This window comes from Butyrivibrio sp. NATIVEDY162, assembly GCF_045999815.1.
Taxonomy (GTDB): domain Bacteria; phylum Bacillota; class Clostridia; order Lachnospirales; family Lachnospiraceae; genus Butyrivibrio.
In genome coordinates, this window is record NZ_CP172573.1 from 2,059,418 (window position 1) to 2,084,783 (window position 25,366).

Here is a 25,366-nt window from a genome sequence, read left to right on the forward strand (position 1 = left end):
TTATCTCTCCATCATTGATACTTCTATTGTTTCTTCTGTATCTCTTAGACTCGTCATAGGCTCAAAATGTTTTCTGTAAACACTCTTAATCGTCTTACGAGTAGTATCATTATCATCAAAGAAACCATTCTTTATCTGAGTTAAGATATCATAAACTTCCTTCTTGATTATCTCTTCATAATTCAATGATAACTTTTCAATCTGTGAGCAACCGTAAATACCTATCATCTTCTCAACAACATCTGCAATTGTAATTGTTTCCTCGACAAGGCATTTTTTTAATGCATTTGTTTTGTTCAAAGAATCCAATCCTAATTTCACTGGATAATACTGCAGTATCAACCCATTCAGGAGTCCTGGCAATGTATTATAAATAGCATTTTTAGCCCATCTATTTATTGGCACACTCTCAACCAGATCATCCCTGTTTTCATGGAAAAGGACAAAATTCTTAAGATATGCCCTATCTCTTACTCTTAGAAGTCTGATAATGTCAACAACTATTCCAGTATACTTTCTACCGGTTCTAGAATATGCTTGAATATATTCCGCATTTGTATTAGGCATTCCATAGAAAAACATGTTATTAAATGATTCCTCATCGACTCCGTGAGAAATGGTACTTGTGGCCAGTATCAGGTTTGTACTCTTTACATTTTTCCTGTTTGACTGAATATCAAATAATGTTTTTCTTACTTCTTGGAAGTTTGTATCACTTGTCATCTGTGAACTAACAAACAAAGGCAATCCCTTTGCTTGCAGCCTATCATTTGCCATATTTGAAAACGCATTATCCAAATTCATGACATCGTCTTTTCGATTGTTATAAACAAGTTCAATCCAATAGTCATACAGCGCATTTTCCAAATCTTCAAGCGAGCCTTTATATCCTACCTTTTTTAAATCATCATAGGTCTTCTGTGGATTCTTCATCAAATCACAGACAATAAGCCTCATATTATAGACAGCTTCCCACATTCCAGCGTGGATTGATCTGCCATATGGGGCAAAACCTAATATTACTCTCGTAATATCATTTTCATCCGTATAAGAGTAGAAATTCTTTCCAGCCTTCCTTGACGGATATTCACAAGGGAATCTTCTGCCTCGCATATGATATAGGTGCTTAATATGCTCTTCATACATTGAAATCGTAGCGGTAGCACCAATAAATCTGATGTGCTTCCTTTGCTCTTCTGGCACAAGTTTTTCAGCGTAGTATTTCAAAAATGATTCATAATGTGCATCAAATGTCCCAAGACTTTCTTTAACCAAATGCATCTCGTCTTGAATCATCAATGTAGGAATTGGGTCTTTAAGAGGCTGTATCTCTTCCAAATTTTCTTTACAAGAAAACTTAGCTGCACATTTATTTGTCCATGAGAAACCATGCTTGGAACATTTACATCTCACTTGTCCCATAAGCATTTTAAACTCATCAGCAAATCCCAATGCTGCCATCTTATCTACTGTACTTACAACTAAGGAAGGTAAATATCTATATATTTCATTATCAATAATCATCAATGGCAAATCATTCACTGAGCATTCAGGATTTTCACATACATGTTTTAATCTCCATGTATCTGCATCAAAATGCACATTGACCATTTTCTTTCTGCAAATTGGACACGTATCAATAAAGCGGTAACTATCATTTAATGTATCTGTATCACCATTAATGATTGCTTCACTTCCACCACCAAACATATCATTTTCATATATCTTATTTGGCGTGTTACCACTTCCAATAAGAAATCCTACAGCAAATGGCGTTGTTTCTTTAAGATTAGCATCACCTTCTCTGACAAGATTCGCTTTCATAGCTATTGAAAGCACTCTATCTAGCTGCTGTACTGCAAGCAGTCTGAGTGGATACTTTAGTATCCCGGTAACACCCTCATTTTTTCCACGCAATCTGTCAAAAAACATATTGAACACAGATATGCCGAGAAATGCTTCTGTTTTTCCACCACCAGTTGGAAAGTACAAAAGATTGGCTGTTTCAACCTGATTGATTTTCTTAACAGATTCATCCTCAGGGTATTCACTCTCAATCACTTCACAGATCAGAGACACAATGAATACTATCTGGAATAATCTCCATCCTTTATATACTCGCGTTTCTCCCTGAACTTTAGTACTAAATGTTTTGTTCATCAAAGAAAAAGCTTTAAATACAAGATCTTTATATTTAATTTGCTCTATTCCATTTCCAAATCGATTAATCTCTTGGTAATACTCTTCGAGCGCTATTTCATACTTATCTCTTGCATGATAGCTAAGGTCATCCTTACAAGAATCAAATTCCTTTTGGCAAGACTCATAATCTTTTAACATCTTTTTATGAATCACTTCCAAATTACCGATAGGATCATCTATCAGTTTTTGAAATTCAATGTACTCGTTTAAGTCATCATTTGTGATTGTTCTAAACTGATAATACACAGGCACATTTACAGTAGAGATCATGTTCTCCGAAGCAACAAACTCGCTGGATGCATTTTCAGCAATCGAATAACATTTTTTTCTATCTTTATAGTTGTTCTTAAAATAATCCAAACTTATCTCTTTAAACTTAGTTTCCGAATTGCCAACTATATCTAAGCCAGCATCATAAATCTGCGGTAAATATCCCCTATTGTTTCCATTCAGTTTCTCTGTTCTGTTTACAAGTTGAACAAATACATTCTGGTCATCATCACTATTAGAAACTGAAGCAACTACATCAATGCTCCATGCAGGCATAACTCTCTCATCTTTTGCTGCGCATACCAAAGGAAACATATCCTCATTTATAAGATCTGCATAGGAAAAAGAAATCTCATTCATGATGGCTATGTCACCCTGTATTGACTTTGCATATTCGCGAAGAGTTTCATCTATTTTATCCTTAAGATGAACTCCCTCCGAATCTATAGAATCCAGCTGTACCTCTATGCCATCTTCAAAAAGACTTTTTATATCAACCTTTTTATAGACAACAGGTAAACTGACCTTTTTATCCGGAAAAGCATCTGCTATTTCAGTAATGCTGTTATATCTTTCATTATTCTTTTCAGACTCAAGATCCAAAAAGAATTTTACAACCTCTGCGTAAGTTGGTTTGACTGAGTAAAACAAGAGCCCTTTGGGATAAATTGTAATCTTAGATCCAGCATTTCTTTCAATAGTAAACTTCAAACTAATTGAAGGTATGCTTTGAAAACGTGTTTCTTCGTTTTCCTTGTAATTTCCTTCAAACGTCTGCTCCACACGATCCTCTGCCAACAATCCAGTCATAACTCTATCAGCAGGGTTTTCTCCTACTATTCTATCCCCAAGATCTTTTCCAGAGATTCTATCTATATACTTATGAGCCAAATAATCCGCAATCAAGTTGTAATCATTCATTTGCTTCTATCCTCCAAAATATCTGAGAAAGGACTACCAGAATCTATGTCACTTAATACATACAGAATTTCTCGCGCTCTAGAACATCCCGTATATATTTTTCTCAGCTGTATTTTCACTTTTTCTTGGTCATCAGATGACATAGTTTTCAGTTGTTCCCAAGACTTAACCTTAACAGGCTTAACTTTTGTTCCTTCAGTATATACATAACTGAACGGGAAAAGCCCCACCATAATCACAGCCTTAAAGTCCAATCCTAAAGAAGAATCAATTGTAGAAATCACAACTCCCCTTGTATTACTATATGTCTTTCTGGTGCCATCATCATTATTGCCATATATAAGCGAATACTCTATACCACGCTTATTCAGCTCACTTGTAATCCACATATAAATATAGTAGTTCAGAAGCCTATGCTGCGATACCGGATATAGTATAGCTATGTCAGAATAGCTGACCTTATATTTCTTCACAATTTCATCAAGGGCTTCCATAGTCTTCTTAGTAATATCCATCCTTGAAATATTGGTCTGCACACTCAACGCTACATTTTTAGATGGTCCTGTTCCAAAAACGTCATAATCAAATTCATCCTTGTTTATAAGGCCACACTTAGCTAATTGATCATTCATGTATAAGAGCATTCCATTTAGATAGGCACTTATTTGCGGACTGTTTCTATAATTCTTTGAAATGTATTTAACTCTTCCACTAAAGTTCAGGCGACCATTATTTATCTTTTTCCATGGAGCATCACCCCTACGGCTTTGGTTTCGAACTGTTTGGTTTAAATCACCTGCAAGTAAAAAGAGAGCATCTTTGTTTTTTGACAAAAGCGAATAACAAATATCCAAATAAACAGGCTGAAATATCTGTACTTCATCAATAAATATTGCTGAAAACTCCAACTTTACCATTCCTCTGTTCAAGTAAAGCAGAAGATCCTGAATCTCCGCTTCAGTCGGATACTCTCCAGATATGCTATGATGCAAACACTCCTCATATATCTTCTTTACTAGTCTATGGAATGTTAGTATATAAACATTTTTGTTATCGCCAAAATTAGCACAGCTATTTTTAAACCTATATGCATCACAAAGATTATTGTTATAACAAGTAATCAGCACCTTCTGATTCTTGTGAGCACTGGCATACCTATATGCCCTAGAAAGAACCAAAACACTTTTACCCGCTCCAGCATTTGCCAGAAGCACTCTATGGCCGGTTCCCATCTCATTAACAAATTTAACTTGTTCTTCATCAAGCAAAAACGTGCTATATTCTATTTCTTTTCCAGTAATATCTGGTAATTCTTCAATATCAACGTCATCAAAATTTACTTCGTCAGTATCAACTTTTACGACTTCTGGTTTTGTAACTGTATATTCAGGGGCAAGCTTACCAATGATTGAAACAGCCATCTGATCATCAATCTCAGTTAAACCTTCATACTCGTATTCATTTAAAAGATCTTCCTCAATAGCCTCCAAAGTCTTTTCGTCTTTAAAAATATTTTCAAAAATAATCTTAGAGTTTTCGCCTGAAACTTTTTTCTCGAGTTTAAGTATATTTATATGTCTGTATGGGAATTTAAGAAATTTCTTGTCGCCTGATCTATTGATGAGCATAGATGACTCACATAATAAACTGTAGATTTTGTCATGCACCATTTTTGTGTATATCTGTGAGTTCTGCAAAAACAGTCCCTCATCTACACAATCCTGTACAGAAAATGTGATAAGTGCTTTATCAGAAATAAATAATCCCATTTTTACTGTTTCATTACTCATTCCAATGGGATCAATATGAACAATAAGCCATCCCTCAGAAATCTTATTCTTGAATGAACTAAAAATCTTTTTTTCCATTGCAAGATAATCATCACTATTAGAAATGTCCTGCGGCCATACCCTTTTTTCCATTTACTCTTCTCCAAGCATTTTTATAATTGGACACCAAAAACACTCAATACTAATTCTTAGTATTGAGATATCCCCCATAGTGTCCCATATTACATTTTCTATTATATGACACTTTATATATTTATGCTTGTCAAATATAGCCAAATAAGCTGAGCAGAAATGATTCTTCATTGCTGATTCATCCTATAGCAATAAAAACAGAGGCAAACACACTAAAAAGTGCTTCTCCCCTATTACTCATGCCGCCAGCTCCAGATCATTTTCCACTTCATTCCCCCAGGTATCCCACCCAAGGGTCTTTTGTCTGGCAAACAGTTCCACTCTTGGAACATCACCCATGAGCTGAACAATCCGGTTTCTTGTCTCTGCCGGCTTCTTGCTATGTTCTTCAATGTGACTGATGATAACCTGATGGACCTTTGAACTGATTCTCTTAGGATGTCCTTTGGTTGCAATGACGCAAACCTCAGCATTCGATCTTGTCCAATAACCCATTCCCATGAAAAGAGAATCCGATTTCTTATTCTGCTTTATCCACACGAATGCAACTGTTTTATAAGTAAAGCCCCAGGCCTCCATGACTTTTATCGCATCATAAAGATTTGGAAATGTGATCCACATAAAAAGAACACAATCCTCCGAAGCGATATCTGCCACAGGAAGATTACAGATCTCTTCCGTTGTCATTGTCGGATAATGTCTCTCTGCATTTCTGCCCTTCCCATTTTCAGAACGTGTCCTGAATCTCCAGGGCGGATCCGCATAGATCACTTCATATTTCTTTTTGTTATTGTCATTTTCTTTTTTCATTATCAAAATCCCCCTTTGAAAAGCATCACCTGCCCCATCCCCGGTAAACCGGCACGCTAACGTGGCAAGTGGTGTCCCGGTATGGACCGGCACTCACTTGTTGGGGCACATCCCCAATCCCCTCGCATCAGATTTTCAATCTGACTACGCTTCTTCGAAGCTTTTACTGGAAATAATCGCCGATGATGGCATAGATATGGGCACCGTTTCGGATGGCGGTGCCCGAATAATTAACGTGTGTGTTCCTGATGTTTTGTTTCTTTCTGCTGACCATCGATGCCAAGTATCTTGTCGATGTCATACTTCGCAACCTGATAAGTCTGCATGTCTTTCTTGACCTGCTTGTATTCAGCATAAGCAGCTCTCTTTTGGGAAAGTACTTCTTCATATTCTGCATTAAGTTCTTTCACTGATGGAAGTCTTCCGGTTATCTTGTTAAAAGAATCCTTGGCTGCCTTATGCGCCATGATCTCGTCCTTATGCTCAGCAAAAAACTTTTTACTGTAACCCGACTGTCTGTACTGGGTGTAAATCTGTTTGGTCTTACTGTAGGTAATGATGTTCCCACGAAGTTCTGAGATTTCCTTTAGTCTTTTCTCATATGCTTTTATATCAGAACTGAGTTTATCAAAACGCTCCGAAGCATCTCCTGCTCTTTTTTCCAGTTCAGCATAACTTCTTAGTCCCTGCTCCTGAAAAAAGAGAATTGCCTTCATAACATTTTTTACATTGAATTTCTTAGCCCAAGTCTCATATCCGGGACCTTTTCCTTTCGCTATGATGTCCTGAAGATTGAGCAAAAGGTCAAAACTGTCATCTCTGTAATCAGGAGTTTTTTTCTTTGCTTCCGCACCTTTAACGACTCCTTCAATCTTTTTTTGCAGATCATCTTCAGTATATCCACGTCCCAATGACCTGAATCTAATAAAGCGCTGCTGTCCTTTGCCCCTGACTGCTATATGTTTTCCACGCTTAATCTCATATCCAAGTGAAGACAGTTCCATGAGAAGATCATCAAAGTTCTTTGGCTTTTTTGAAAGAGCTATATCTATGTTTTCCCGAAGTCCATCACGGAATGTCGGCTTCCTTTCTCCATGGATATAAGTAGTCTTACTGTGAAAAGGCTGCGGTGCAATGACAGATAGTCCATTTTCAAGACATATGAGGTTAGAAAGTCTCCCTAGTGCAATTCCCGAAAGCCAGAAATCCTTGAACTTTTTATCACAAGAAAGGTTTGTGGAGTTGTATATGATGTGGTTATGAACGTGAGCCCTGTCGGTGTGGGTGGAAACAATAAATGCATGGTCTCCCTTAGTAAACCGCATGGCCGTTTCATATCCGATCCTGTTTGCAACCTCCGGTGATACTTCTCCAGGCTTGAAGGACTGCCTTATCTGATACGCTATCACATCGCCCTTGGGTTTCTTTCCCGTCTTCTGCTCATAATCTCTTTTGGATAAAAGAAATTCCTGACTTACTGACTTAGGATCACAGGCATATGCAGTAACGAGTTCACCGTTTTCAGTTTTATCAGGGTTCATTGCATAGTTTGTCCTGTCCTGAAGACACTGAAGAAGCGTCCTTCCTTTATTCATATGTAATGTAATGAGTCTTGTTGCCGCCATATTACCTCCAATTTGGAATCAAAAAAAGGCGGCCACAGGTTGTTATTAAACCCGTGACCGCACATGTCTTTGTTTATTTAATTGCCGCAAGTCTCTCCATGACTTCTCTGACAGCTTCCCATATTTCTTCCTGCTGTGCCTGAATGCTTTTTATATCATCAAGGTAAATGTTTCCGGTCTGGTTAGCCTTCTTGGCAATCTGATTTATGTTATTACTGTTGATGCGAAGAAGTCTCACAACTTCTTTGATGTCAGAAAGATCCAGCAATATGATATAGCCGTCAATTGCCATTTTCCTGATGTAGGCACTTCTGTTTCTGACTCCTGCCTTTTCCATTTTTTCTTTGATGGCTTCCAGATCCTCAGGAGTCAGTTTGATCTGTATCTTTTCTCTGTAACTAACTGCCATATCAAAGTACCAACTCAGGAGCAAGCTGCCTGCAAGGTCTGCCATCATCTTCCAGCTTACAGTCATGAAGCATTTTTAAAAGTGATGTCTTCTCTTCCTTGTCACGAACACTCACCTTTGGCGTTACATCTTTTTCTGTAGCAGTCTTCCTCTCATGAAGCTTTTCATCCTCATCAGGGATTCCGTTGGCATTATCATCGATGACATTGACCACGTTGTTGATGATGCCATCCAAATTGTTATCATTCTGCTCAATCTGGTCTTCAAGTCCTCTTCTGACATTACCAATTGTGTTGGGATCAAGTTCCTGGGGAAGCTTAATGCCAAACTCTGTCCTGACCTTATACTCGATAAGAGAAAAAACATATGCCGGCATTGTCCTGACATCACGTTCCCAATCCTGCATGGTTCTGTAAGGGATATCAAGATATTCCGCAAACTCTTTTCTGTTCATACCGGTAGACTCACGAAGCTGCGTAAAGCGTTCTCCCTGTGAGATGTCACCCGTTACCATGGGCATTACATTTGTATCACGTTCTGCTCCAGCAATCTGAGTCGGAGCCTGTATGTTTCCATTAACTTCATCCCATTTCTCTATGGGTGTTCCTGTTCTTGGTTCCATAATTATATCACTCCCTTCACTGCTTCCTTTTGGGAAATCGGATTTCAAAATGAGGCCTCTTTTCCTCATCAAGTGTCAGGTCAACATAGCAATTGAACTTGTTGCCGGTTCTTTTGGAAACACAGTTCTCCAGCTTGACTGTTCCGCAGTTCAGGAGATCGTCAGCGACTTCTCTAGTCATCTCTTTGCCAATTGCCTGGAAAAATCTGTTGTTCTTCCATAAAGCAAAATGGCACTCCATGTTATCACAGAAGAATCCCTTCTCCCTCTCGATAACATGAGTGCCACATGCAGGACAGTCACCTACAATATCATCACTGTTATAGACCTGCTTTGTTCCGCTACCATCTTCGAAATTCCCAAATGGAAGTTCATCACCGCTGCCCTCAGCGTCCTTTTTCTGCCTCAGGGCTGCAAGCCTTTTTTCATTTTCTTCATCGCTTTCAAATGGAATGTATCCATCGTAATCTTCGGCATTGATCCATCCATCATCTTCAGGTGTTCCCATCAACTCTCCTCCTCATCTGCTTCTACAAACTCACCAAGCACCGTATAAACATTTGCCATAGAGTGTGCTGTGTTTTTCAGGCTTTCTACAAGAGCATCTAAATGATCAATTAATTCTGTGACTTCTCCAAAGCCTTCATATTCCGTTTTAATAATCTGCAACGAATCAGCTATATTTTTGAGAGAATCCTCAAACAGAAAGATCGTATCTTCAGATGTCTTTAGCACCTTTAACATGAAATAATTCTCTTCCAGAAGTTCCAAATACTTTTCATGATTCTTAATCTTTCCCATCAGATTGCTACCCCCTTTTCGTCCTTGCCGCCATTTCCCGCGATCTTGTTTTTTATCTTTTCCTTTTCAAGTTTCAGCGAATCCAAAAGAGACGGCTTCTTGCCACCCACACCATCTGGAAGGATGCGTACTGTTCCAAGAATCCGTCTCTCTGCTATTACTTTTTCTTTTGGCTCTTCCACAAGTGGCCAGCCATCATCTGGTCTGTTGTCTGCAACGGGCTTATCCGATGTGCTTTTATCAGCAGCCACTTCTGTTTTTTCCGTAGGCTTTTTTTCCGGCTCGTTATCCGGAACGATCTCAGGATGCCTTTCCATATAGATATTACTAAGTTCATTCTCAATCTTAGTAATAATCTTGGAAGATGTTTTTCTGATAGTATTAAGAGAATCCTTCAGCTCCTTCATATCTGCATCCGTTGTATAACCTGTAAGATAAGGAAAACTGTAGGCATCTGTATCATAGCCCATATACTTAAGCACAATGCAGGCAGTTCCTTCTGCTTCCAGTTCCTTCCTGTTCTTGCTGATCTCCTTGGGTGCATCTGCATGAAGCATGGCATGTGTGATCTCATGAAGGCATGTCTTTATAGTCTGAAGCTCACTCATGTCATTCTGAATTGCTATTCTCTTCTCAGTAGTGTGGTAATATCCCTTTGCTCCTGACTTAATGTCCTCAAATCCAATTGGAACAGGACTTAAGTCCTTAAGAACTCCCATCATGAGTTCATATCTGTCCACTTCACCCTTAAGCTCATCCACTCCGACCTTAGGAAGTTCTTTTCCATCTGTCTGTGAAACATCGAAAGTAGTCTCTGCCTTAAATCCCATGACCTGATACTCTTTAGTTTCCTTCACATGCTCACCATCAGAATCGATTACAGGCTTTCCATTTGAATCAAGCTTGTCCACTTCCTTCTGCACAGTATATGGAGCCGGGGCAATTATCTTTATTCCCTTCTCTCCCTTTTTCACATAACGCCCCATTCTCTTCCAGCCATCAAACCCCTGGCATAAAGTAGCATCGGGTCTCTGCATGGCAATGAGCATGCAGTTGTTCATAGAATAATGCGGGAATTTTGCCATGACAGCAAGGAGTTTTTTATACTCCCCACTGTCACGGACTGCCTTCACGCCATCAGTTAGCTGGTCTGTCAGCTGCTTTAACCTGTCTTCTCTTTCCATCCTTTGACTCCTTTTTCTCTGATCTTCTCACAGCTTTTACATAAGCAATGTATCTGGACTTCTTTGCCATCACTTCCCCTCCTCTTCAGAAGACTCATTTTCCGTCACTGGAATATCATCTTCTGTTTCATAGTCGTTATCATCATCGCTACCGATACTATCGAGATAATCCTGATCTGTATAATCCTGGTCAGGATCTATTCCGGTATTCTTTTTCTTATTATTCTTTGTTGATGTGTAATACATGAATCCACTGGCAACGCCAAGGCCGATTATTAATATAAGTGCCATAATTGCATTTACATTCACTGGCTCTTTCTCCGGTTCAGGCTCTACCACTGGCTCAGGGTCAGGCTCAACAAGTGCAGGAGTTGGCTCTACTACCTTAGGCTCTTCCTCTTTTTCTTTTCCCTTGCCGGTTACAGCGATATACTCTGCAACCTGGTCATCATCCATCAGCGATAAAAGATCTGATTCGTCAACCATGTTAAGGAAATGAACTTTCTCGTTTCCATCATCATCACGGTCAATGATGATATAAAAATAATTGCCGTTCTTTGTCATGACTGTGATGAACTGCTTCCCACCGGCTTCAAGAGAGCCGTAATCATCAACAAGTTCCATGTTTCCATCAGGTGTAAGTGGTCCCCACTTTTCCTCGATAACAGGATCCTTGCCCTCGCAGTTGCGATAGTCCTCTTTGCAGATGGGACAGTCAGGATTTACATGATCCTCTGTGCACTTGTCCTCGCAGATACAGGTTGGTCCTCCAGCAAAGGCAGTCACAGGACTGAAACAAAAAAGTGACCCCATAAGAGCCACTGACACGCCAAGAGTCTTAACTTTGGCACCGATTAACTTAATAGCTTTCATTTAAGATATCCTCCATCTCATTGTTTTCTTCTTTGTGGTCGTCACTGTCTTTTACAGGATTCCCAGTTGTCTCTTTAGTGGTAGTTTCCTTTTTCTTTTTGGGAGCAGAAGTTTTTTCATCCTTTACTCCAAGGTAGTCTGCCAGCTGCTCAGGTGTCATTTTCACTTTCTCGATAAGTCCGACAAGTGCTGTGGCCTCTTCTTCCTTAAGCTTTGCTGCACTTTCCTCCATCTTTGCCCTGGCTTCTTCAAACCTTAAAGTATTTCTTTCATGTTCTGCTCTTATTCTTATTAGCTTCTCAAACATTTTTTCCTCCAAAAGTAAAGCCCCTGCATTTAGGCAGAGGCTAACAAGTTCCTACTGGATTCTTCCATATCCAAGGAAATGGGATTGCCAGTAAGGTGTATTGATATTTGAATAATGAACAGGGTTTCCTGCATGGATCATCCAGCCACCGCCAACGTAGATGCCAACGTGGCTTGCTCCGGGAGTATCATATGTTCCCTGGAAAAAGATAAGATCTCCAGGCTTAGCATCTGACGAGGGAACATTTGCTGTCCTTGCCCGCAGGCCATTAGCTGTAAGCCTTCCATAATTCCATCCATTCCCACAGTGATTGATAACCCAGCTCACAAATCCCGAACAGTCAAAACCTTCAGGGCTATATCCGCCCCAGACATAAGGAACATCAAGGTACTTCTCCGCTTCAGCAAGCATCCTTGCAAACTGCTCATCAGAAAGGTATTCGCCGGGAACCCTGTGATCACGGCTATCATCTTCACCTTCACCTGGGATGTTGTAGATATCATCCTCACCAAAAAGATACTTTCTGTTGCCGAAAGTATACATAAGAAGTGCCACACGCTGTTTTTCCGCATCAGTCATCCCAAGCTCATCGGGCACGACATCAAGGGTGTGATTTACAAGGTAAACATTCAGGATGTAGTAATCATATGGTTCAGGATCTTCATCCTCATCCTCCGGTTCAGTGTACCTGGTCTCGACTACTTCCTCCACAGTCAGTTCATACTGGATATCAAATATCTCCTGTATCTTCGCCTGTACATCTTCTCTCTTATATGCCTCATAAAGCACTGTAAGAATTGCAGCCAGCTGATAGGGATTATGTCCTATCTCATCAAGGTAGTAGTTATACTCGTCATAATCAGGATAATCAGTCTCGATGTTATCAATATCGTCCTGAAGTCCTTCCTCCAGATCCTTGTAATCATCCTCAGTTCCAAGTATGTCCTCATCAGTCGCAGTATAGGATGTGCCCATAATGACATCTCCGCCACCGCCTCCCATGGCTGAGCATGAACCAAGAAGTCCCATGAGCGCTATGATCAGGATAAGCACCAGAACTATTATCAGCGAAGCAATAGGATTGTCCTCCACAAACTCTTTTACTGTTTCCCATAAAAGAGCTGCCATGTCTTCTGCTTTGTCCGTGATCTTTCGTCCTATCTTTCCTCCGTTCTCTGCAGCCCTGGCCTGTTTCTCCATAGCTTTTCTCTGCATTTCCCTTTGGGCTTTCTGCTTTGCTGCCTCCTTTTCTGCTGACAGTTCCTTTCTTCCATGCATCTTGTTACTGTACTTCTTGTTCTTCACCTTGGAAGTAGCACTGCTGACTGCTCCGCTGGCAATATAGCCTCCGGTATCAAAAACTTCTTCAGCTACGGAAGATTCATCTTTCCCATCATCAGTGGAACCTACAATATCAGAAACAATCCCGATACCGGTCAGTGCATCTGCCGCTGTTCTTGAAAAAGCTCCCGAACTTTTACTCACATTTCGTTCCTGATCAGCTTTCTTCTTAGCTTCAGCACTCTTGCGCTTCTTCTCAATGTCATTCGCTTTCTTCTGGCTCTGCTTATGGACCTTCTCTTTTCGTTTCTGTTCCTCTGCAGAATCCCTGTTGTCAGCTTTTCCATTTCGAAGCTTCTGTTCATAATACCTTCTTGCGGAATCCTTGTTCTTCAGTTTGGTGGCGTGGGTCCTGACTTTGTTTTCATCAGCGGAAGCCTCATCACGAGGCTCCCTTGTATATAATCCTTCATCCATTACTCTTCTCCCATCGTTTATGCGGTGGTCTTAATCTGTTCTTTCTGCGCTGATGTCTCTGAGAACTTGGTGTTGATAACCTCATACAGCTTGGTCTCTTTAGGGAATCTGTCGATGAACGGCAGTATTACATTCCCATAAAAAATAAGTCCTTCACCTTCTCCCGAATGTGTCACATACGAAAGCTGGTGTGGACTTATGTTAAGCTGCTTTGCAAGAATCGCTCTGTCTCCTACGGCCTGATTAAGCATCAGAATGAAGTCTGAGTTCTCAAAAATGTTTTCTACTTCCCTCGATGCAAGCAGGTCTTTGACGTTCTGAGTTATGCCTGTCGGCATACCGCCCCACTTTCTGAATCGCTTCCAGATTTCAACAGTATAAGCGGCTGTCTGCTCTTCTCGAAGGAGCAGATGCATCTCATCCATATAGTAACGGGTGGACTTTCCTGCTTCTCTGTTTTCTGAAACTCTGCACCATACCTGGTCCTCAATGATGAGCATGCCTATCTTCTTAAGCTGCTTACCAAGGTCCTTTATGTCAAAACATACAAGACGATTGCGCAGTTCCACATTTGTCCTGTGGTTAAAGACGTTAAGGGAACCCGTTACATAGATTTCAAGTGCAGTTGCAACATACTTTGCTTCAGGCTCATCCTGCTTAAGAAGCAGATTGTAAAGATCTTCCAAAATTGGAATATTCTCCGGTTTTGGATCCTCAAGATATTTCCTGTAGACCTGACGGACACACCTGTCTATTACAGTCTTCTCCGTTGGCTGCAGTCCGTCCTTTGCTCCCATGATAAGTTCACAGAGCGAAAGGATGAAGTCTACTTTCAGCATTACAGGGTTATCATCCTCGGAATAGTTCATGTTGATGTCCATCGGATTGATGTACTGGTCTGATGTAGGACTGATCTTTACCACCTGACCGCCAAGGTATTCCACCATAGCACGGTACTCTGACTCGGGATCCGATATGATAATATCGTCATCTGTTACAAGGAATGAGTTTACTATCTCCCTCTTTGCTGCAAAAGACTTACCAGCACCGGGTGTACCAAGGATAAGGCCGTTAGGGTTCTTAAGCTTCTTTCTGTCAACCATGATAAGGTTATTGGAAAGTGCATTAAGTCCATAATAAAGTGCTCCCCTGTGATCCTGGAAAAGTTCCTGTGTAGTAAAAGGCACAAAGATCGCTGTGCTTGATGTAGTCATTCCGCGCTGGATATCAACCTCGTTATAGGCAAGAGGTAGTGTGCTCACAAGTCCCTGCTCCTGCTGAAAATCAAGGCGTACCAGATTACATGAATGTTTCTGCGCTATGGAAGATGCCTGAAATATGTTATTATCCAGCTCTTCCTTTGTCCTTCCGGTATTCATGATAAGGAATGTCAGAAGGAACATTCTCTCATTCTGTGACTGCAGTTCCTTAAGGAGCGCCTTAGCGTCTTTTCCGTAAGTAGCAAGATCCGAGGGAATTATCTCCATATCATATCCGGCACGAACCGCTTTTTTCTGCTCCTCAATCTTACTCCTGTCCAGTTCTGTAATGGTGTGCTTTACTGTCTTGATAGCTTCGTTCTGATCAACAGAATGAAGATGCATTGTGACGATCTGGCTCGATTCCATGCCAAGGAAATCTGCAAGCATCCTGTCGCTGACATCTGAAGCATCGATTGATAAGAAACTCATGGAACACCATGTATCTCCCATCTTGAAGTATCTGCCATTAGGGAATTCAAATGAGCTTGGAGCAATGAAGTCTTTTACTGAAAGCCCTGATTTAGCAAGGTATTTCCAGTCAAAGTGGAACTTCGCATTATCTCCCATGTGAAGCTGCTTATGCATGAGTGCAAGTCTCTGTTCTCCGTTCAGGGTCTCAGCTATAACGCCAAGTCTTTTGAAGTTGTTCAGGATATCCATCTCGATATGGATAAGCCTTGGCTTTGCTGACCTCATTGAATCCGCATGGATACCGAAAGTAATGTATTTTACTTTGGTAAGTCCATTATTACCAGCCTGCATATTTCTAAGGAGTATCCCAGAGTATTCATCCCTAACATCATTAAAGGGATCATTCTGATGGGCTATCGCAATCTTTTTCTCAAAATCCCCTACTTCCGTTGCAAAGTTCATGAATGAAAGCTGGAAGTGTACGGAACTGTCAAAGAAGTTAAGAAAGCTGCACCACTCCTCAAATATCTCAGTCTTATCCTCCTGCTGGGCAAGCTGATAATTGATATCCTGAAACTGTATTGTTTTTGTGTAATAATCCATTCCCACACGGCAGATGCCATCCGGGAATACCCTGTCAAAAGGAAGGGTCTGCTGCGCTGTTCTTGGAGTCCCGTCATCCTTCTGTGCATTCTTTATGATCTCTTTTACCTGTGCCTGCTCTGCTTTCGATAAACCTTCAGGCATCTTAAAATGTCTTTCGTTCTTATTTTTTCTCCATGGAAACACGAACAATTTTTCTCACCTCCCTTTCTGCCCTGGCACATCTCTCCAGAGCTGAATAATAGTTATCCGTCTTATACGGACGTTTCTTTGGCCGCACGAACACGGCCTCAATAAAGTGTCCAAGATAGACTTCCAAAGGTCTTCCGTTCTTTTCATATATGGCAAAAAAGAAGATGGGCATCATTATGACCATCATGCTCATGACTGCCACGTTAATGGGAGCCATGCTCTTTATAAGAAAAAAAGTCGGAACTCCTATGAGCGCTGCCACTGAAAAGCAGCCAATCTGTCTCTTTGTCAGATTAAAGATCACTTTGCTTTTGACCTTTGTAAGGTCTCTTGGCACTGATATATATGAAGCTGCCATATTTCTCCTTCCTCAATTTATGTGCACTGCAGGATTGCCTTGGCTACTGTGTTTGTCTTAAACAGTGAGAATGCCAAAAGGATCGTATATCCTACAACTCCCCAGAGGGAACCTACGATATCGCTTGAAAATGCGAGCGACTGTATAAGTGCAGCATAGATACCAACGCATATCATGATTAGAAATCCCTGTAGTCCAAGAGCAAACAGGCTCTTTCCATAATTGATGCAGACTGAGCTCTGCTCCTTGTTAGCAAAAGTAGCGAGTGGTATCGGAGCAAGGGAAACATACATATAGATCTCAATCATTCTCACATAGATAATGACAAATATGAGTTTTGAAAGGATCTGCGTAACTATCATGATTATTGAGACCTGGAAAAAGAGCGCGAATATGCTCCATATATCCATAGCCTCTATGGTTGACTGCATTGACGCCAGTGCTGATGCGTCTACTGCTGTTGAAGATACAATGACTCCACCGGCATTTAGTATGACATGCTGTGCAACATCAAACACAGCCAGCGTGAAATCAAAGGTATGCGTAATGATCTCTACTGCAATGAATGTCTTAAACACCCATTTAAAAATGAACCATGTCTCAAAGTTTGCCAGATTGTTGTAGCTGATGATAAGCTGTATCAGCTCATAACAAGCGACAAACGTCAGGATTATTCCCGCTATCGGCATTATCACCGACTCTGAGATATTTCTTATCATTCCAAAGATAGTCGGATTAAATGCTGAGGGCGTTGTTCCCACATCTGATGCTATCGTTCCGACCTGGTCATTTACACAGTCGAACATGGTCTGCAGTACACTCATAAGGTAGGGAATTATCATATCTTTGAGATGCTGTTCTATCTCAGCAAATAATTCATCAAACATATCCCTCCTAAGTTAATCCAGCTGATTGCTGGTTAGTTTTATCCAGAGTAAAAGGCGGATATCAACCAAATGGAGATATCCGCTTTCTCTGAATTATTCCATATTCAGTTGTATCTCTCTTCCGGAGCTGGCGATCAGAACAAACCAGCAAGAAGAGGCACAAGTGTTGTTCCAACAAGGGCAACACCACCGCCCGCCATGAGCTGCTTCATTCCCTGGCTCTTAGCTCCGGGGTTGTCATTACCATAACCTTCAAGAAGGTTGATTGCTCCCCATACGCCGAGACCAGCTCCAAGTGCGATAACGATTGTCTGCAGTGAACCTACTGCGCTCTGAAAAAATGCCATAATTCTTTTTGAATCCCAAACCCTACAAATGCCCAATTTAAGCATGTTTCACTCTTTCTTAGGAAACCCAAGACAGCTTTTGTCGCTGTTTTGTCGCTTAAGGCATTTGTAGTGGGACCCTTCTCCTTCCAATAATTTTTGTTTGGTTAGCGACACCACTACTTTTTGTGATGCCGGTTGATAGTTGCTTTCCGAAGCCCGTCGACTGACTTCGGATACATGGCCATGCCTGCCTGTTTCCAGGCAATATATAAAGCCCTGAATGCTATGCCTTTTATTGACACAGCAAAGGGCTCCATATCATTACTCTTCTACTGTTTCCTCGATAACTTCATACTTGTCATCAGGCTTTAGAACCAGATCATGGTTAAGATACTTCTCAACATCGAACCAGTTCTTCTTGTCTGCATCCGCTGTATATCTGTAATTGGGATGCTGCGTAAGATCATATTTATCTGACAGGAAAGGTCTTACGCCCCTAACCTGCACGATACATTTGTTACCATCCATGACTGCAAGTTCATCAACACTCATCAGCTCATGTCCCAGCTTCTGATAGTTCATGTTGTAGCTTTGTGATGTTCCCCTGGACTCGCCAGTGTTATACATGTCGATGGTCTCCTTGCCGAGCATGGTATTAAGGTCCTTAAGCGTTGTCTGTTCTGAGCCTCCAAGGAATATCTGAGAGTCACAGTTGCCTATGATTGTCTCAGAATTATCCTTATAGATTGCCTTAAGCTGCGACTTTGCCTGAAGAACAAGTGCTGCTGAGATCTCACGACTTCGGATAGTTGCCATAAGCTTTTCCAGATTTGGGATCTGACCGATGTTCGCCGCCTCATCTATAAGGCATCGAACATGGACAGGCAACCTTCCGTTATAGACATCATCTGCTTTTTCACACAACAGGTTAAAGAGCTGCGTATAGATGATGCTGATAAGGAAGTTAAAAGTACTGTCCGTATCAGACATGATAAGGAAAAGGATTGTTTTCCTGTCACCTATCTTATCCAGTTCAAGCTCATCATAGCTCATGATTTCACGAAGCTGTTCAATGTCAAAAGGCGCAAGCCTCGCACCACAGCTCACAAGAATCGATTTTGCGGTTTTGCCGGCCGCAAGGCGGTACTTGGCATATTGGCGAACAGCAAAGTGATTCGGATCTCTTTTCTCCAGTCTTTCAAACAGGATATCCACAGCGTTCTTGAACGACTCGTCATCCTCTCTGATCTCCATGGAATTGATGAACTCCACAAGTGTGTTGAAGTTCTTTTCCTCCTCAGGAGCCTCATAATAAATAAGACCGATAAGCGCTGTATAAAGCAGCTTTTCGGCCTTCTCCCAGAAAGGATCTCCCGGAGTTCCTTCGCCCTTTGTATTTGCCATGAGCGTTGTTACCAGCTTCAGGATATCTTTTTCTGAGTGGATGTAGTTGAACGGATTAAAATGCATGCTCTTCTTGAAGTTAATGGTATTGAATACCTTAACGTTGTAGCCTGCCTTCACAAATACGTTACCCACTTCTCCTATGAGGGTTCCCTTGGGATCCGTTAAAACATAACTGCTATGAAGCTGCAGGAGATTGGGCTTAATGAAAAACCTCGTCTTACCTGAACCAGAGCCACCTACTACAAGGACATTTTTGTTCCTTGCATACTTGGGAAGCTTCGGTCTGCTATTCATGGTCAGCCTCTCTGTCTGGGATAAAATGACGTTATTCTTAAACTCCGGATCCACATATGGTTCTATATCCTCCGGGTTTCCCCACCTTGCTGAACCGTATTCTGAATTGTGGCGAAAGTTTTTGGCATTCCTCCCTTTGATATAGACAGCAAGCCTCAGCGCAAGTCCGCAGGCAATACCAACAGTCAGGTCAAAAGGATGTAGGCTTGGAAGGATATTCGCAAATGCCTTGGAAAATCCCCCATATAACACAAGCCCCTGGACCTTTTCTGACATGTTGCTGCCCCAGGCTATTCTCCATGCTTCTCCAAGATTGGTACAAAAAAGCCCCACCAAAAAGTAAGGAATATTAAGGATTATCATCTTCTTAGTCTTTTTGCTCATCTGACATTCTCCTTAAACTTCTCTTTTACTTTGCGTGGAGCCTTGGCAATCTCATCCTTCAGTTTCTTCAGTTCCTTTAGGAGACTCGGCTTTTGCTTGCCCTGCATCTTTACTACTTTAGCAGAGTATTCCTTTACCACCGCGGTAATGGCATCCATATCCTTAGCATTAAAGAAGCATGTATATCGCGGTGGGTCTGTCGTTTTGTCTTTTACAATGGCAAAATCAACTCCGTACTTATTTGCTATACGCTTGAAAGACCTGATGCTCTCTCCGCTCACTTCCATGCTTGAAGCCCCCTGCCCCTGTTTGACCAGTTGCTTTACGGACTGCTCCCCCTTTCCTGCAGTAAGCTTTTTATTCTGCCTGTGTCTCAGGTATGCCTTAAGACAATTCCAGAGGACACGCCCAGTGACCTTGCCGGTATTTATTGCAAACCGGACAGTCTTCTGTGAAACTTCTTCATTCATAGGCAGTTACCTCACGCTGCATCCTCATATTCAAGAGGATATGCATCGAATTTCTCTTTCCCATATGTCAGCGTTACAAGATCTGTCTCGAAAAAAGTTCGCATCATATCAACATCAAACTCAGTGATATCCTTGAATTTGGAATCAGTTCCTGTCTTTAAAACAAGAACACTTCCAACAAGATATCGTGAGAACTCCGCATTGATAATGCTTTCTGCAGAAAAGATCATCACATAATCATCTGACAGGCTCTTTGCAAGTCCGTTGTCACCAAGCTTAGCTATAATCTGATAAGCCTCATCCTCATCAACAGTCCTGTAAGAACTGTCAGTTCCAATGACAATGCCCTTCTGGTTCTTAACATTTTTCCCATCCACAGGATTATTTCTGACAGGAAAGTTCACTATCTTGTCATTTACCGGGTCCAGATTGATTCTTATATCTAAATCCTTCATTTTATGCCGCCTTTCTTAAGTTATTGTGCTCGTCCATAATCTTTCCCATGCAAGGAAAGCAGAATGCTTTGCCAACCCCGTATGGACACGGAGTCTTGCAGTTCTGTGGCTTGATATTTCCTGTAGGAATGGGATTCAAGTCCCTGTCAGTAAACCTTGAACAATTCAAGGCTCGTCTTTCTCCATATTTCTTTCTGTTTGCTCTTTGTTTTTCTCTATCTTTACTCATACTTTTCTCCCATCCTTTGAAAAGATTCTTTTTGAAAACTGGCGCTGGCCCGAGATATACCACAGACCATCGCCAGTTTATAAAGAGGAACGACTTAATATCAGATTGCCACATCACCTTTGGACTTTACGCCCTTATCGATTGCATCCTTATGAGGCTCTTTTGCTGCTTCAACCTTGGCCGCCTTAAGCTCACCAAGAAGAGACTTCTTTGCTACGGCTTCTTTTACCTCACCTCTCTCCTTAGCTGCCTGACGCTCCACAAACTTTTCACCAAGCTCAAAGACTTTGTCCTGTGCATCGTAGTGGTAAACGTTGTCAGTAAGCTTTTCAGAAGGATCCACGGTAGTCGCATTGACCTCCCTTACCATCTGCTCAAGAGAGTGAAGATCCATCATTCCGTTATCAGGGACAATCAAAAGCTCATGGATACTGCTGGGCAAAATGAAAAATGACTGATTACCGACACGCTCAGATGCCTTATCCATGAAATCCTCATAAGCAAGGATTCCGGCACCATGAACATTATCCGGAACGGAAGCCACAAAAATCTGTTCCTGTTCCGGTGGAACGTTAAGACCAAGCATCTCCAGGTCTTCAACTCCCATCTGCTTTGCCAGCACCTCTGCCATGCCCTGGATGACGATAGGTCTGATCTCGGGAGCGTTCTTTACAGCATCCTCATGAAGCTGATCAGGTGTGATGCCGTAGTTATCAAGCATCTTGTTGGTCACGATTACAGTTGCTCCTTCACCAACAATGTCCTTTACATCAAAGCGGTAGATGACTGCCATGTCTTCAATGTCCTTGTGAGGAACAGTCTCAAGAAGCTCTGCGTTTGTCTCAGCAGAAACAACCTCCATGACCAGCTTGTTCTTCATGACATCGTAGTTCTGGATGTCATTTATGCCATTGCTGATATTCGGAGCATTCTCAAGAGCAGCAGCGGTCTTTGCTGTAGCCTCGGCTGCAATTTCCACAATAGATACATCATGATTGACGTATGCGTCATAGGCATCTGTAATGCTTATGTTTACGCCCACATCTGATCCGGAGTGCTTCACCGTCAATGCATCATAGGTCTCATTAACCTTATCAACAAGACGGTTCTCAATCTCAACATCACTCATCCCTTTGTAGTGGAATGCCTTCTCTACAGTATCTGCATATGTAGACTTGAACTCCTGGTATCCCATTTTGTCTGCATCTCTGTCTGCATACTTTTCATCAATCTTCTTAGCGTAGTTTTCCATATCTGTTGTATTAAAGTTATCCATAGTTTCCTCCGATTTTTTCTCCAATTAAAATGGGCACCAGCCACCGTGACGTCCCGGTGGCTGATGCCCTATGCACACAAACCAAGTTTATTAGCTCTGAAAGGGGTATTCTTTTGCAAAAGAAATACGCCTCAAAATGTTTGGTGCTTTTCGCATCTCACATTTCTTGGCGCATTATAATAATATCATGTCTGAAAACACATGAAAATATGCAGTTGGTGGCAAATCGGATGAACTTAGTTGTTTTTGGTGGCAAAAAGTGACGCAGAGGGTGCAAATTAAAATGGTACTAAAGTGACGGAGATTCCCCTATACATTATAGCTAATAATATCGGGGATTTTCCCATCCTCCTGATACCTACGAAAAATATAGAATAAAAGATGCAAGGCCATAACATCTATTTTCAAGTCATCTTCAGTAGCTTTCCAACAATTACTACAGTTTTCTACCTTGATTGCCCCATCTTCAATCATTTTCCCATAGTTGACAGAAACGGGTATTCTCTTGACAATAACCCTCTTACGTCCGGATGGCATTTTCTTTAGCTTCTCATGTATTTCAGGTTCAACAAAGCATTCCTTTTGAATTGTAATTGCCCCGTCATACAGATGGTTTTCATTACGATACTTCTGATCATTAAGATTATATCCACCATATTCATACATTACAGAGTGCTCGTCTTCCGCAATTAAGTTTGCATGTGCTCCGATACCTTTACTCACTTAACCTCCAGAGAATGATAAATGCCTCTGCTATCCTAGATACAGAGCGCATTGCTCTTCAATTCTCTTATATTACGATTTTGCATTTTCCCTTATCTTTCTTAGTTTTTCTAACAGATTATAAAGATTGCCTAAATTCACTGCTCTATTAGAATACTCTTCTGGCCATCCAAGACTAATACTCTTTCCTTGATATTCTATCTTGTTGAAACTTCTTAATCCTTCAACCTTACTTCTCTTCACCGGCACAACACCATCACATGTAATAAATAAGTCATAGTTAGCAAATGAATGGTCATCCAATATAGCTAATGTCTTCGCTTTAAAGGCATCTCCTTTCAGCTTAACATTTTTGAAGTACAACTCATATTCCTGACTACCCCGAATAAGAAGATTCATCTTACTAGCATCATCGACAATTCCACCTGCAGCATCTTTAACCGCTACAAGCATTTTTTCAAACACAACTTTGCTGAAACTCTCATCACGCTCATTTTCGCCTAATATATCCAGAGAAATATAATCGCTTTCTTTGTCATATACTGACTGTGCTATTTTTCCTTTCGGATTTGGATTCCTTTCTTCTAAATCATGCTTTCTGCAAAACTGTACTATATCCAACTCGACATCATCCAAAGCATCAAGCGAATCCATATTACCAATATTCTGAAGTACGTTTTCTTTCAAAGCATCAAAGAACTCCTTCGTCAATCTTTGAAAGGACAGGCTTTTCTGTATTCTTTCATAATCCATTATGGAAAATGCATCATTACGATTTAGTTTTCCCTGAATTTCTTTCAATTCTCCACTTGATTCTGAAAGATTATCCTTTATTAGTTGAATCATACCATCCTTGTCATCGCTATCACGGAAAATTCTTAGTTCATCAAGTGAATTAAGCATTTCATTAATAAGCTCAATGTATCTAAATCTGTATCCTGATTCCTTTATTTGTTGCCTGTACTCATTTCCCCTATCGCTCTCCAACGCATCATAGACATCTTGGCGTCTTCTCTTAATTGCTGTCTCTGTATTAGTAAAATACTCATCATTAGCATTTCTTACTGGAACAGGAATAATCTTATTAAACAAAACAATGTTTTTTTCAATGAACTGATTAATAACATCCCCGTATTCTTTCTGAAGTGCCAATCGCTGCTCCGAAATATACTTGTCCTGTAGTTCCTTATCCTGAAGCATAAGATCATCTGCTCTATTGTCAGGCATAGGGAAAAGCCATGCCGGTGTTACTCTTGATGCCAAAATACCATACTGTGTCTTTGCCAAAGGATTTGTACCTTTCAAATATTCACTAACGTATATTCTGCTTAAAAGCTTCGCGTTCGTGGCTGTATTGTAATTTTCATTTACCAGTATTCTGAGAAGGTTTTCTGCATTATCTGTTTTTCCTACTTTTAGATAGGACACTGCACAGAGTTCAAGTATGTCATTTGCATTCCCAGCCATCTTCACAGCTGTTTCAATAAGTCTTATGATTTTTTCCTGATCAGGATTTTCCTCCAATAAAAGCAAATCCACATATTCGAGTGCAAACGAAGCGGTTAGTTCATCCTCTCTCAGAATATTAAAGGAATTAAGGCTCTCATATTTTTCAAAGTTTTCCTTTGCCTGACTTATATAGTACTCTCTAGCGCTTGAATCCAGCCCATTATCTTTGTCTTCTGCAATAAACTTCGCCGAATGTCCCATAAAATACCAGAACGGAAGATATGCTTCAAAATTATCCTTAACAGCTGATAGACGCTCATATTTCCTTATTTCATCAGAATCCATAAGTATCTCATTATATTGAGTTATCTGACGCTCTGTTAATCTGTATTTATCGGGGAAGTTATATTCATCAGCAAGTCTCCAAGCTGTAGTAAACAGTTCCCTTCTTAATGCATTAAACTGTTCCATTGCAGTAATTCTAAGTTCTACCTCAGAATCTTCTTTATCAGCTAATGCATCAGCCTTTTCTCTTCGGTAATTCATATAACCAATGCCAACCTGTGTCGCAAGTGATAATCCAACTGTCACAGGATCTCCAGCCACAATAACTCCAATATTTGGAACAGCAGACCAAATAGCATTTTTAATTCTGCGCTGATATTTCTTCTCTATCTGTGCTCTCTTGACCTTATCAATTCTGAAAAATGTAATTACATTGAGTAACTTTACGAGAATATTGAGAAGTGCTTCATCTTTTGGCATCTGTTCCAGATTCAGATTATTAAGAATTGCCTCATACTCCTGCTCCAAAATATATTCATCGTTATAATCTACTATCTGAGATACAGATACAGTACACATGTTTAATGCATATGCCGCCTTTAATTGATCCTGAATCTCATATGTGTTATCGCTCATCTTCGCTACCTC

The 25,366-nt window shown here is 40.7% G+C and carries 23 protein-coding genes; all 23 read right to left on the reverse strand.

What is annotated here, in order from left to right:
• The 23 genes from ACHCNF_RS08935 to ACHCNF_RS09045 all read right to left on the reverse strand — a co-directional run bounded on the left by ACHCNF_RS08935 (position 1) and on the right by ACHCNF_RS09045 (position 25,354).
• Complete coding sequence (locus ACHCNF_RS08935) at positions 1–3,393, reverse strand: DEAD/DEAH box helicase family protein (protein WP_408069470.1); 3,393 nt, start codon at positions 3,391–3,393, stop codon at positions 1–3.
• A complete protein-coding gene (locus ACHCNF_RS08940) occupies positions 3,390–5,315 on the reverse strand; it encodes a DEAD/DEAH box helicase family protein (RefSeq protein WP_408069471.1) in 1,926 nt (641 codons plus the stop codon). The genes ACHCNF_RS08935 and ACHCNF_RS08940 overlap by 4 nt, the downstream gene beginning before the upstream one ends.
• Before the next feature lie 237 nt (positions 5,316–5,552).
• On the reverse strand, positions 5,553–6,125 hold the full coding sequence (locus ACHCNF_RS08945) for an MT-A70 family methyltransferase (protein ID WP_408069472.1): 573 nt from the start codon (positions 6,123–6,125) through the stop codon (positions 5,553–5,555).
• Positions 6,126–6,355: 230 nt separating this feature from the next.
• Positions 6,356–7,750, reverse strand: coding sequence for a relaxase/mobilization nuclease domain-containing protein (locus ACHCNF_RS08950; RefSeq protein WP_408069473.1), 1,395 nt, complete (start codon positions 7,748–7,750; stop codon positions 6,356–6,358).
• Positions 7,751–7,823: 73 nt separating this feature from the next.
• Positions 7,824–8,159: a plasmid mobilization protein gene (locus ACHCNF_RS08955; RefSeq protein ID WP_408069474.1), complete on the reverse strand. Its 336-nt coding sequence runs from the start codon at positions 8,157–8,159 to the stop codon at positions 7,824–7,826.
• 1 nt (position 8,160) lies between these two features.
• Positions 8,161–8,781 (reverse strand): helix-turn-helix domain-containing protein, encoded by a 621-nt coding sequence (locus tag ACHCNF_RS08960; RefSeq protein WP_408069475.1) that lies wholly within the window; start codon positions 8,779–8,781, stop codon positions 8,161–8,163.
• A 16-nt stretch (positions 8,782–8,797) separates the two neighbouring features.
• Positions 8,798–9,289: a hypothetical protein gene (locus tag ACHCNF_RS08965; protein WP_408069476.1), complete on the reverse strand. Its 492-nt coding sequence runs from the start codon at positions 9,287–9,289 to the stop codon at positions 8,798–8,800.
• Positions 9,289–9,582 (reverse strand): hypothetical protein, encoded by a 294-nt coding sequence (locus ACHCNF_RS08970; RefSeq protein WP_408069477.1) that lies wholly within the window; start codon positions 9,580–9,582, stop codon positions 9,289–9,291. The genes ACHCNF_RS08965 and ACHCNF_RS08970 overlap by 1 nt, the downstream gene beginning before the upstream one ends.
• Positions 9,582–10,766 carry an ArdC-like ssDNA-binding domain-containing protein gene (locus ACHCNF_RS08975; protein ID WP_408069478.1) on the reverse strand — a complete coding sequence of 395 codons (1,185 nt, stop codon included), beginning with the start codon at positions 10,764–10,766 and terminating at the stop codon, positions 9,582–9,584. Before ACHCNF_RS08975 ends, ACHCNF_RS08970 begins: the two co-directional genes overlap by 1 nt.
• A 69-nt stretch (positions 10,767–10,835) precedes the next feature.
• Entirely contained in the window at positions 10,836–11,639 is an 804-nt protein-coding gene (locus ACHCNF_RS08980; protein ID WP_408069479.1) for a DUF4366 domain-containing protein, read from the reverse strand.
• Entirely contained in the window at positions 11,626–11,946 is a 321-nt protein-coding gene (locus ACHCNF_RS08985) for a DUF4315 family protein (protein ID WP_408069480.1), read from the reverse strand. Before ACHCNF_RS08985 ends, ACHCNF_RS08980 begins: the two co-directional genes overlap by 14 nt.
• 51 nt (positions 11,947–11,997) lie before the next feature.
• Positions 11,998–13,704, reverse strand: a complete 1,707-nt coding sequence (locus ACHCNF_RS08990) for a C40 family peptidase (RefSeq protein WP_408069481.1) — start codon at positions 13,702–13,704, stop codon at positions 11,998–12,000.
• A 17-nt stretch (positions 13,705–13,721) separates the two neighbouring features.
• Positions 13,722–16,124: a VirB4-like conjugal transfer ATPase, CD1110 family gene (locus ACHCNF_RS08995; protein WP_408072216.1), complete on the reverse strand. Its 2,403-nt coding sequence runs from the start codon at positions 16,122–16,124 to the stop codon at positions 13,722–13,724.
• Positions 16,125–16,143: 19 nt separating this feature from the next.
• Positions 16,144–16,530, reverse strand: coding sequence for a PrgI family protein (locus ACHCNF_RS09000; protein WP_408069482.1), 387 nt, complete (start codon positions 16,528–16,530; stop codon positions 16,144–16,146).
• A 17-nt stretch (positions 16,531–16,547) separates the two neighbouring features.
• The gene (locus ACHCNF_RS09005) at positions 16,548–17,417 is read right to left on the reverse strand and encodes a VirB6/TrbL-like conjugal transfer protein, CD1112 family (protein WP_408069483.1); all 870 of its coding nucleotides are present in this window, start codon (positions 17,415–17,417) and stop codon (positions 16,548–16,550) included.
• Between the two features lie 134 nt (positions 17,418–17,551).
• A complete protein-coding gene (locus ACHCNF_RS09010) occupies positions 17,552–17,764 on the reverse strand; it encodes a Maff2 family mobile element protein (RefSeq protein ID WP_022770880.1) in 213 nt (70 codons plus the stop codon).
• 303 nt (positions 17,765–18,067) lie between these two features.
• The gene (locus ACHCNF_RS09015; protein ID WP_408069484.1) at positions 18,068–19,831 is read right to left on the reverse strand and encodes a VirD4-like conjugal transfer protein, CD1115 family; all 1,764 of its coding nucleotides are present in this window, start codon (positions 19,829–19,831) and stop codon (positions 18,068–18,070) included.
• The gene (locus ACHCNF_RS09020) at positions 19,828–20,301 is read right to left on the reverse strand and encodes a PcfB family protein (RefSeq protein WP_408069485.1); all 474 of its coding nucleotides are present in this window, start codon (positions 20,299–20,301) and stop codon (positions 19,828–19,830) included. Before ACHCNF_RS09020 ends, ACHCNF_RS09015 begins: the two co-directional genes overlap by 4 nt.
• An 11-nt stretch (positions 20,302–20,312) precedes the next feature.
• A complete protein-coding gene (locus ACHCNF_RS09025; protein WP_408069486.1) occupies positions 20,313–20,756 on the reverse strand; it encodes a hypothetical protein in 444 nt (147 codons plus the stop codon).
• Between the two features lies 1 nt (position 20,757).
• Positions 20,758–20,985, reverse strand: coding sequence for a hypothetical protein (locus ACHCNF_RS09030; protein WP_408069487.1), 228 nt, complete (start codon positions 20,983–20,985; stop codon positions 20,758–20,760).
• Positions 20,986–21,085: 100 nt separating this feature from the next.
• Positions 21,086–22,261 (reverse strand): DUF5688 family protein, encoded by a 1,176-nt coding sequence (locus ACHCNF_RS09035; RefSeq protein WP_408069488.1) that lies wholly within the window; start codon positions 22,259–22,261, stop codon positions 21,086–21,088.
• 309 nt (positions 22,262–22,570) lie between these two features.
• On the reverse strand, positions 22,571–22,984 hold the full coding sequence (locus ACHCNF_RS09040) for a hypothetical protein (protein WP_408069489.1): 414 nt from the start codon (positions 22,982–22,984) through the stop codon (positions 22,571–22,573).
• Positions 22,985–23,056: 72 nt separating this feature from the next.
• Positions 23,057–25,354, reverse strand: coding sequence for a hypothetical protein (locus ACHCNF_RS09045; protein WP_408069490.1), 2,298 nt, complete (start codon positions 25,352–25,354; stop codon positions 23,057–23,059).
• Positions 25,355–25,366: the final 12 nt, after the last annotated feature.